Source organism: Streptomyces sp. NPDC050416 (genome assembly GCF_044458845.1).
GTDB lineage: Bacteria > Actinomycetota > Actinomycetes > Streptomycetales > Streptomycetaceae > Streptomyces.
Window position 1 is genome coordinate 87446 of sequence record NZ_JBITII010000019.1, and the last position, 8367, is coordinate 95812.

Below are 8367 nucleotides of genomic sequence, written 5' to 3' on the forward strand. Positions count from 1 at the left end.
GGAGAAAGCGCTTGCCGCGGCGTGCCGCACATCACTTCCCCGAGTGAAGATCAACGGGCCAGACGGCCCAGCAGCGCCGACGCGGCGGTGACGCCGAGGACGGCGGCCACGAGCAGCACCGCGAAGTCGGAGGCCAGGTGGTGGGGCGTGCCCAGGAGGAGCCCGCGCAGGGCGTCGACCTCGTAGCTGAGCGGGTTGGCCTTGCTGACCGTCTGGAGCCAGCCCGGCATCACGGACACCGGGTACAGGGCGTTGGAGCCGAAGAACAGCGGCATGGTGATCGCCTGACCGAAGCCCATCAGGCGATCGCGGCTGAGGACGATGCCGGCGATGGTCATCGACAGGCAGGAGACGAAGGCCGAGCCGAGGACGACGATCGCGGCGACGGCGAGCAGTTTCAGCGGGTTCCAGGTCAGCGCCACGCCGAGCAGGGCGGCGATGAGGAGGACCACGACCGCCTGGACGAGCGACTTGACGCCCGCCGCGAAGGCCTTGCCGGTGATCAGCGCGGAGCGCGGGGTCGGCGTGACGAGGAGCTTGTTGAGGATGCCGGCGTCCCGCTCCCAGATGATCTGGATGCCGTAGAAGATGGCGATGAACATCGCGGACTGGGCGATGATGCCGGGCGCCAGGTAGTCGATGTAGGGGATGCCGCCGGTCGGGATGGCCCTGATGCGGGTGAAGGCCTGGCCGAAGATCAGCAGCCAGAGGGCCGGCTGGACCGCCCGGGTGTAGAGCTCGGTGCGGTCGTGGCGCAGCTTGTGCAGTTCGACCGCGCACATCGCGCCGACGCGGGCGGGCAGGAGCCGCCATCCGGCGCGGGGTAGCGGGGGCTTGAGCAGCAGATCGATGCCGGGGCCACGGGCGGGGTCAGCCGACACGGCGTGCGGTGCGGCGGGTGCTTCGGACATCGCGGAAATCTCCTGCCTCGTCGTCGAGACCGCTGCCCGCCACGTCACGGAAGACGTCCTCCAGCGTGGGCAGCGTGTCCGTGGCCGCGCCCGCGGCGCGGCGGCGGGCGCCGAGTCCCTTCCTGAGCTCGGCGGGGGTGCCGAGGGCGCGGATCCGGCCGCGGTGCATCAGGGCGACCCGGTCGCAGTACTGGTCGGCCTCGTCCATGGAGTGGGTGGTGACGAGCACGGTCATGCCGGTGGCCGCGCGGACCGCTTCGATGTGGTCCCAGACGCCGGTGCGGGCGATCGGGTCGAGGCCGATCGTGGGCTCGTCGAGGATCAGCAGCCGCGGGGCGCTGACCAGGGCCTGGGCGAGTTCGAGCCGGCGGACCATGCCGCCGGAGTAGGTGGCGGCGAGCCGGTCGGCGGGGTCGGTGAGGTCGACGGCGGCCAGTGCCTGGGCGACGCGTTCGGCGCGTTCCCGGCGGGGCACGTCGAAGACCCGGGCGAACAGCGCGACGTTCTCCCGCCCGGTGAGTCCGGCGTCCGCCGAGAGTTGCTGGGGCACGTATCCGAGCAGCCGGCGTACGGCCATGCGCTCGCCGGCGGCGTCGTGGCCGAAGACGCGGACCGTGCCGGCCGGTACCGGCAGCAGGGTGGTGAGACAGCGGATGGCAGTGGTCTTGCCGGCGCCGTTGGGGCCGAGCAGCCCGAAGACCTCGCCCTGCCGGACCGTGAGATCGAGTCCGTCCACGGCCCGGGTCGCGCCGAAGGTGTGGACGAGCCCGGTGCAGGCGACGGCGTCGGCCGGTTGTCGTCCGGTGTCCCGCGTCATGACTCCTCGGCCTCCTCGTGCAGGGTGCCGGCCAGCTTGCGCAGGGCCGGGATCGCGGCGTGCAGGGCCTGGCGGTCCGCCTCGTCCAGCCGCGACACATGGCGTCGTACGAGGTCGGCGCGGCGGCGGCGCCACTCGCGCAGCCGTGTCCCGGCGGCCGGCGTGGGCAGCAGCCGGGCGGCCCGGCGGTCGGCCGGGTCGGTCCCGCGGACCAGATAGCCCGCCCGCACCAACTGGTTGACCAGGGTCGACACCGAGTTGGCCGCCAGCCCGAGGTCCTTGGCCGCGTCGGAGATGCCGATGCCGGGCCGCGTCACGGCCAGGCGCAGCAGCTCCACCTCGGCGCCGCGCAGCCGGGGGTCGGGCATCTCGCGGCGCAGGCGCCGTCGCATCAGCCGCTGGACTCCGACGAGCGCGTCGGCCAGCTCTTCGGCGAAGGTCTCCGGCTCCATGCGGCCGAGATTAGCTCTGTGACAGAGGTAATCGGTCCAAGGCGGGGTCAAGGGATGCACTCGAAACGGCAGCCGTCCTCAGGGACGCCTGGGATCACAAATGAGCGTATTGTCGGAATTGTTTCATGGTCTCCCCGCCCGGGAATGGGCGATGAAGTGCTTCGGACAGGAGGCACGTCCGTGGGAGCCGCCCGGGCCCGCGGTGCCCTCCGTGAGGTCCGAGTCCGCGCTTCCCACGGTGTCTGTCCTTTCGGCACCTGCTCAGGGAGGTGCGCACCATGCGTATCGCCGGCAGCACCAGAACGCACCCCCACGACGACGCTCCCGACACCGCCGAGGCGTTCGAACGTCTCGTGCGGCTGCCCGTGGGGCCCGAGCGCAAGGCCCTGCGAGACGAGCTGGTCGAGGCCTGGCTGCCCATGGCCGAGCGGATCGCCGTCCGCTTCCGGGGCCGTGGCGAGGCCCTGGAGGACCTCTACCAGGTGGCGGCCCTCGGTCTCGTCAAGGCCGTCGACCACTACGACCCGGCGCGCGGCAACGCCTTCGAGGCCTACGCCGTGCCGACGGTCACCGGCGAGATCAAGCGCCACTTCCGTGACCACATGTGGACGCTGCACGTCCCTCGCCGGGTTCAGGACCTGCGCAACCGCGTGCGGCACGCCGCCAAGGAGCTGTCGCAGACCACCCCCGGCCGCCCTCCCACGGTCGCCGAGATCGCCGAGTACGCCCATCTCACCGAGGGCGAGGTGCGCACCGGCATGGAGGCGCTGGAGTGCTTCTCCGCCCTGTCGCTGGAGGCGGAGATGCCCGGCACGGACGGCTACGCCCTCGGGGACGCGATCGGCGGGCCCGACCCGGCCTTCGACACGGTCGTCAACCGCGTGGCCGTCAAGCCCTGTCTGGAGGCGCTGCCGGAGCGCGAGCGGATCATCCTCTACCTGCGGTTCTTCAAGGGCATGACGCAGAGCCGCATCGCGGAGCAGCTCGGCATCTCGCAGATGCACGTCTCCCGGCTGCTCAGCAGTTGCTTCGCCCATCTTCGCGAGGAGCTGCTGACCGAGGCCAGGTGACCGCCGGACCTCACCTCGGCGCCGCCGGGCAGTGTCACTGCTCCGGCGGCGCTTCGGGGATCTGGGTCGGCCCGGCGCGGTCGAGGGCGTCCTCCAGCTCGGCCCGTATCTCCCGGGGCATCACACCCGTGCGCCCCCAGACGAGGATCAGTTCCGCGACGTTGCGCAGCTTGATGTTGGTGTGCTGGGAGACCTCCTTCAGCACGGCCCAGCCCTGGTCGGGCGAGATCCGGCCGAGTACGACGACCATCCCGATCGCCTGGTCCACGACCGCGTGGGAGACGACCGCCTCCTTCAGTTGCCGGACTTCTTCCTGCAACTCGAAGATCCGCTCCGAGCCCCCGTCCGTGGGCATGGTCACCTCCGGGTCCGGTGCGCCGCTGTCCCCATGGCCTCGTGGGGTGCTTGAGTGCCTTGACGCAGTGTCCGACGCCTCCATCGTCGTCACTCGGCCCGCCCGGTGCCACCGGGGCGGTCCGGGCCGGTCCACCACACCGTTTTGCTGCCGTCGCCGGGGTACTCGGCAGGCGCCCACGGGGGTTCCGGTTGGACACTGGTGTCATTCCTCCGGTGGCTGCCAGGCCGAAGAGATCAGGACGCGACTGCCATGAACCACGACATGCCCACCCCCTCCGGCACCAAGGACGTCGTCTCATCACACTCCGTATTCGGCGCGCCCTGCTGGGTGAGTCTGACCAGCAGGGACGTCAAGGCGACCGAGGAGTTCTACGGGGCTGTACTGGGCTGGCAATGGCGGCCGGCCAAACTCGGCGACCGCTTCCGGATCGCGCTGGCGGACGGCTCGCCGGTGGCCGGGATCGCGGGGGTGGCCAGCATGTGGCAGATGGCGGTCGCGTGGACGCCCTACTTCGCCGTGCGGAGCGCGGACGACGCGGTGGCGCGGGTGCAGGAACGCATGGGCACGGTCGCGGTCGGGCCGATCTCGCTGCCGCCGGGGCGGGCGGCGCTGCTGGCCGACCGGGACGGGGCGACCTTCGGGATCTGGGAGGGCGACCTGTTCACCGACTGGGAGACCTGGCGCAACGCGCAGCCGGCCTTCATCACGCTGCACACGCGTGACGCCTTCGACGCCGCCATCTTCTACGGCGAGGTCCTCGACTGGGCCTCGGAGAGCCCCGGCTGCTGCGAGGTCCACTACGAGGGCGGGGAGGTCGTACTGCGCAGCCGCGGTGACGTGGTGGCGCGGATCGAGTCGGGGGCGCTGGAGGCGGCCCCCGACCCGACGATCCGGCCGCACTGGCAGGTCCACTTCAGCGTCGACGACGTCGAGGCCTGCACCCGGGCCGCGGAGCTGCACGGCGGCAGCGTGCTGTCCAAGGGCAGCGACGAAGCCGTGCTGCGCGACCACGACGGCGCGCAGTTCACGGTGACGGCGCGCCGGGGCCGCTGACCGATCTGCTGAACCCTGGTCTTCGTCGGTCAGTCACCCGGCCTCGGTGCGGGACGGCCGCGACAGCAGCACCAGGCTGCGTGCGTCGACCGTCAGCACCGTGCCCGCCTTGTGCTCCGCCTCGTCGGGGGAGCCCTCCGGGGCCGCGGTGTCGATCAGCGCCGTCCAGCGTTCGCCGTAGGCGGCGTCCGGGAGGCGGAAGTCGACCGGCTCCCAGTGGCTGTTGAACAGCAGGAGGAACGAGTCGTCGACCACGGGGCGGCCGCACGGGTCGGGCTCGGCGATGGCGTCGCCGTTGAGGAAGACCCCGACGCAGTGCGCGTCGCCGCGCTGCCAGTCGTCGTCGGTCATCTCCTGGGCGTCCGGCGCCAGCCACACCAGGTCGGGCAGCGGCTGGTCGGCGCGGGTCATGGTCTCGCCGAGGAAGAAGCGGCGCCGGCGCAGCACGGGGTGCCCGGTGCGCAGCCGGATGACGTACCGGGTGAACTCCAGCAGGTCGCGCTGCTCCTCGGTGAGCCGCCAGTCGATCCAGGAGATCTCGTTGTCCTGGCAGTAGGCGTTGTTGTTGCCGCGCTGGGTGCGCCCGAGCTCGTCGCCGTGGCAGAGCATCGGGATGCCCTGGGAGAGCAGCAGCGTGGCGAGGAAGTTGCGCTGCTGGCGGGCGCGCAGCTCCAGGACGGCCGGGTCGCGGGTGGCGCCCTCGGCGCCGCAGTTCCAGGACCGGTTGGTGCTCTCGCCGTCCTGGTTGTCCTCGCCGTTGTCCTCGTTGTGCTTGTCGTTGTAGGAGACGAGGTCGCGCAGGGTGAACCCGTCGTGCGCGGTCACGAAGTTGACGCTGGCGCGGGGCCGGCGACGGCTGTGCTGGTACAGGTCGGAGGAGCCGGTGAGCCGGGAGGCGAACTCGCCGAGCGTGTGGTCCTCACCGCGCCAGAAGTCGCGCACCGCGTCGCGGTACATGCCGTTCCACTCCGACCACAGCGGCGGGAAGTTGCCCACCTGGTAGCCGCCCTCGCCGACGTCCCACGGCTCCGCGATCAGTTTGACGCGGCTGATCACCGGGTCCTGCTGGATCAGGTCGAAGAACGCCGACAGCCTGTCCACCTCGTGGAACTGCCGGGCCAGGGTGGCCGCGAGGTCGAACCGGAAGCCGTCGACGTGCATCTCGGTGACCCAGTACCGCAGCGAGTCCATGATCAGCTGGAGTACGTAGGGGTGGCGCATCAGCAGGCTGTTGCCGGTACCGGTGGTGTCGTAGTAGTGCTCCCAGTCGCCGTCGACCAGGCGGTAGTACGAGGAGTTGTCGATGCCGCGGAAGGACAGGGTGGGGCCCTTCTCGTTGCCCTCGGCGGTGTGGTTGTAGACCACGTCGAGGATCACTTCGAGCCCGGCGGCGTGCAGGGTCTTCACCATCGACTTGAACTCGGCGACCTGCTGGCCGCGGGTGCCGTGGGCGGCGTAGCCGTTGTGCGGCGCGAAGAAGCCGATCGTGTTGTAGCCCCAGTAGTTGGCCAGGCCGCGGTCGTGCAGCACGCCGTCGTGGACGAACTGGTGCACCGGCATCAGCTCCACCGCCGTGACGCCGAGCGAGGTGAGGTGCTCGACGGCCGCGGGGTGCGCGAGTCCGGCGTAGGTGCCGCGCAGCTCGGCGGGCACCTCGGGGTGGGTGCGGGTCAGGCCCTTGACGTGCGCCTCGTAGATCACCGTGTCGGCATAGGGCCGGCAGGGCCGGGCGTCGTCGCCCCAGTCGAAGGCCGGGTCGGTCACCACACCGAGCATGGTGTGACCGGCGCTGTCAGCCGGGTCGGGGCCGTCCGGGTTCCGCTCGTAGAGCGAGGGGTGGTTGTCGATCTGCCCGTCGACCGCGCGTGCGTAGGGGTCCAGGAGCAGCTTCGCCGGGTTGCAGCGGTGGCCGAGGGTGGGGGCCCACGGCCCGTGCACGCGGTAGCCGTAGCGCTGGCCGGGTCCGACACCGGGGAGGTAGCCGTGCCAGACGAAGCCGTCGACCTCGGTCAGCGGCACCCGGGTGTGGGTGCCGTCGTCGTCGACGAGGACCAGCTCGACGCGTTCGGCGACCTCGCTGAAGAGCGCGAAGTTGGTGCCCTCCCCGTCGTACTCCGCACCCAGCGGGTAGGGGCGTCCGCTCCACGCGGACACCCCTGTCCGTGTCTGCCGGCGCGTCACCGGGCCTCCTCCAGGACCTCGCGCGGCGTACTGGCGGGGCCGGCCAACTGCACGACGCGCACCTCGCGGGGCACCTCCAGGCCCTCGCTCTCCTGCGGGGCGGGCGCGGTCGGCACCAGCGGGACGCGTTCGCCGGCCCGGGCGCGCTGCGAGAACCAGATGACCTTGCTGCCGGTCTCGGTGGCGCAGCAGCCCCAGCCGTCGCTCATCGCCGCGATGTGCTCCAGGCAGCTACGGAGTTCCTGGTCCGGGCGCAGGGCGCGGTCGTTGTCCCCGATGGCGGTGATCAGGTGCTGGCCGTTCCACCACATCTCGATCGACGTGTTCTTGTCCGTGGCGTGCTCGTCGATGGCCTTGAGCAGCATCTCGGCACCGCCGCAGACGGGCTGGATCAGGTTGTCCAGGTCCCAGAACCTCAGGTGAGCGGCCAGAATGCGGCTGACCTGTCCCACCCGTTCCGGGCTGACTTCCACGTCGAGGTGGTAGTAGCAGGGCACTGCGGTCTTCATCGGTCGGCTCCTCACCGCGAAGCTCAGCTCCTCCTCGCTCCCGCGGTCCCGCGGGACGAGCCCCGAACACGGAACGTGAGCAGGTATCGCTTCTGAGTCACCATCAGCCTGAGGGTGCTAGCCCGTTCGTGCAACACGAGCGCACAGTTGAGGTGTTTGAGAGCCCAAGTGAGCAAGCCTTGGGGCCTGGGCGGCCGGGCTGAGCCGCTTTTTGTTGAGGATCCAACAAGACGCTGCGTCGTCACCCGTGCACCATGTGTGAAGAACTCGATCGCCGTTACGGGTCCGTGCCGCTGTGTACGGCCGCCGTCCGACCGTCGGGAGACCGTGCCCCTCGAAGCCCGAAAGGTGATCGGCGCCATGCTGCTACCCGCCAAAGCCGAAGTCGCCCGGCAGTTGCGGCGGTACCGGGCCTGGGAACGCGTGATGCTCGCGGCACCGAACGACCGCACGGTGCGGACCACGTTCGAGGACTCCGGCTACACGCTCTGTGTGCTGATGGGCAAGCGCTGCGCGCGGGAGGCGGCGGACGCGGCCGAGCGGTATCTGCGCACGAACCAGGTCACCTCTGTGCAGGAGCAGACCCAGGTCGCCTATGCGCAGGACCCGCAGGTGGCCTTTGCGCAGGAATCACAGGCCACCCGTCTGCAGGAACAGAACGAACGGCCCCGTCCGGCCACCGCGGTCCGGCGACGACCGCCGGCGGCGGAGCGGCGCTCCCCCGCGGGACGGTAGCCGCCTTCCGCAGATCTTGTCCCCTGAACCGGGCCCGTGGCCCGGCTTTCGAGCACGGTGGAGGTGAGGACCATGAGTAGGACCCGGGCCATCGGCCGTATCCCGGTACGGGACGTCCGGCCGGCCGTGGAGAGCGGCAACCGGCCGGCCAAGGCGGTCGTGGGAGAGACGTTCGAGGTCACCGCCACCGTGTTCCGGGAGGGGCACGACGCGGTCGCCGCCAATGTCGTCCTGAAGGATCCCGAGGGCCGTCCCGGGCCGTGGACGCCGATGCGTGAGCT

10 protein-coding genes are annotated in these 8367 nt (G+C 70.9%); 4 read left to right on the forward strand and 6 right to left on the reverse strand.

Annotation, left to right across the window (positions count from 1 at the left end; all coding sequences use genetic code 11):
* Nucleotides 1–50 precede the first annotated feature (50 nt).
* Genes ACIBL4_RS38660 through ACIBL4_RS38670 form a run of 3 tightly spaced genes read right to left on the reverse strand, consistent with a single transcriptional unit; the run spans nt 51 to nt 2180 of the window.
* Complete coding sequence (locus ACIBL4_RS38660) at nt 51–911, reverse strand: ABC transporter permease (protein WP_399416502.1); 861 nt, start codon at nt 909–911, stop codon at nt 51–53.
* The gene (locus ACIBL4_RS38665; RefSeq protein ID WP_399416503.1) at nt 871–1728 is read right to left on the reverse strand and encodes an ABC transporter ATP-binding protein; all 858 of its coding nucleotides are present in this window, start codon (nt 1726–1728) and stop codon (nt 871–873) included. Before ACIBL4_RS38665 ends, ACIBL4_RS38660 begins: the two co-directional genes overlap by 41 nt.
* Entirely contained in the window at nt 1725–2180 is a 456-nt protein-coding gene (locus ACIBL4_RS38670; protein ID WP_399416505.1) for a MarR family winged helix-turn-helix transcriptional regulator, read from the reverse strand. The genes ACIBL4_RS38665 and ACIBL4_RS38670 overlap by 4 nt, the downstream gene beginning before the upstream one ends.
* A 278-nt stretch (nt 2181–2458) precedes the next feature.
* On the opposite strand from ACIBL4_RS38670, the gene ACIBL4_RS38675 reads away from it, so the two are divergent.
* Nucleotides 2459–3250: an RNA polymerase sigma factor SigF gene (locus ACIBL4_RS38675; RefSeq protein ID WP_399416506.1), complete on the forward strand. Its 792-nt coding sequence runs from the start codon at nt 2459–2461 to the stop codon at nt 3248–3250.
* Between the two features lie 34 nt (nt 3251–3284).
* Here the strand turns inward: ACIBL4_RS38675 and ACIBL4_RS38680 are convergent, their stop codons facing one another.
* A complete protein-coding gene (locus tag ACIBL4_RS38680) occupies nt 3285–3605 on the reverse strand; it encodes an ANTAR domain-containing protein (protein WP_174523400.1) in 321 nt (106 codons plus the stop codon).
* A 252-nt stretch (nt 3606–3857) separates the two neighbouring features.
* Between ACIBL4_RS38680 and ACIBL4_RS38685 the strand changes: the two genes are divergently transcribed.
* Nucleotides 3858–4661, forward strand: coding sequence for a VOC family protein (locus ACIBL4_RS38685; RefSeq protein WP_399416507.1), 804 nt, complete (start codon nt 3858–3860; stop codon nt 4659–4661).
* 33 nt (nt 4662–4694) lie between these two features.
* Here the strand turns inward: ACIBL4_RS38685 and glgX are convergent, their stop codons facing one another.
* The gene (gene glgX / locus ACIBL4_RS38690; RefSeq protein ID WP_399416508.1) at nt 4695–6842 is read right to left on the reverse strand and encodes a glycogen debranching protein GlgX; all 2148 of its coding nucleotides are present in this window, start codon (nt 6840–6842) and stop codon (nt 4695–4697) included.
* The gene (locus ACIBL4_RS38695) at nt 6839–7351 is read right to left on the reverse strand and encodes a pep a2 (RefSeq protein WP_399416509.1); all 513 of its coding nucleotides are present in this window, start codon (nt 7349–7351) and stop codon (nt 6839–6841) included. Before ACIBL4_RS38695 ends, glgX begins: the two co-directional genes overlap by 4 nt.
* A 360-nt stretch (nt 7352–7711) precedes the next feature.
* Between ACIBL4_RS38695 and ACIBL4_RS38700 the strand changes: the two genes are divergently transcribed.
* A complete protein-coding gene (locus tag ACIBL4_RS38700) occupies nt 7712–8086 on the forward strand; it encodes a DUF5133 domain-containing protein (protein ID WP_399416510.1) in 375 nt (124 codons plus the stop codon).
* Nucleotides 8087–8158: 72 nt separating this feature from the next.
* A partial coding sequence (locus ACIBL4_RS38705) for a maltotransferase domain-containing protein (protein ID WP_037821625.1) occupies nt 8159–8367 on the forward strand: 209 nt, incomplete at its 3' end.

What these genes read in the sequence shown, in the direction of transcription:
- ACIBL4_RS38660 (WP_399416502.1), bottom strand. Translation starts at nt 911, where the DNA reads ATGTCCGAAGCACCCGCCGCACCGCACGCCGTGTCGGCTGACCCCGCC.
- ACIBL4_RS38665 (WP_399416503.1), bottom strand. Translation starts at nt 1,728, where the DNA reads ATGACGCGGGACACCGGACGACAACCGGCCGACGCCGTCGCCTGCACC.
- ACIBL4_RS38670 (WP_399416505.1), bottom strand. Translation starts at nt 2,180, where the DNA reads ATGGAGCCGGAGACCTTCGCCGAAGAGCTGGCCGACGCGCTCGTCGGA.
- ACIBL4_RS38675 (WP_399416506.1), top strand. Translation starts at nt 2,459, where the DNA reads ATGCGTATCGCCGGCAGCACCAGAACGCACCCCCACGACGACGCTCCC.
- ACIBL4_RS38680 (WP_174523400.1), bottom strand. Translation starts at nt 3,605, where the DNA reads ATGCCCACGGACGGGGGCTCGGAGCGGATCTTCGAGTTGCAGGAAGAA.
- ACIBL4_RS38685 (WP_399416507.1), top strand. Translation starts at nt 3,858, where the DNA reads ATGAACCACGACATGCCCACCCCCTCCGGCACCAAGGACGTCGTCTCA.
- ACIBL4_RS38695 (WP_399416509.1), bottom strand. Translation starts at nt 7,351, where the DNA reads ATGAAGACCGCAGTGCCCTGCTACTACCACCTCGACGTGGAAGTCAGC.
- ACIBL4_RS38700 (WP_399416510.1), top strand. Translation starts at nt 7,712, where the DNA reads ATGCTGCTACCCGCCAAAGCCGAAGTCGCCCGGCAGTTGCGGCGGTAC.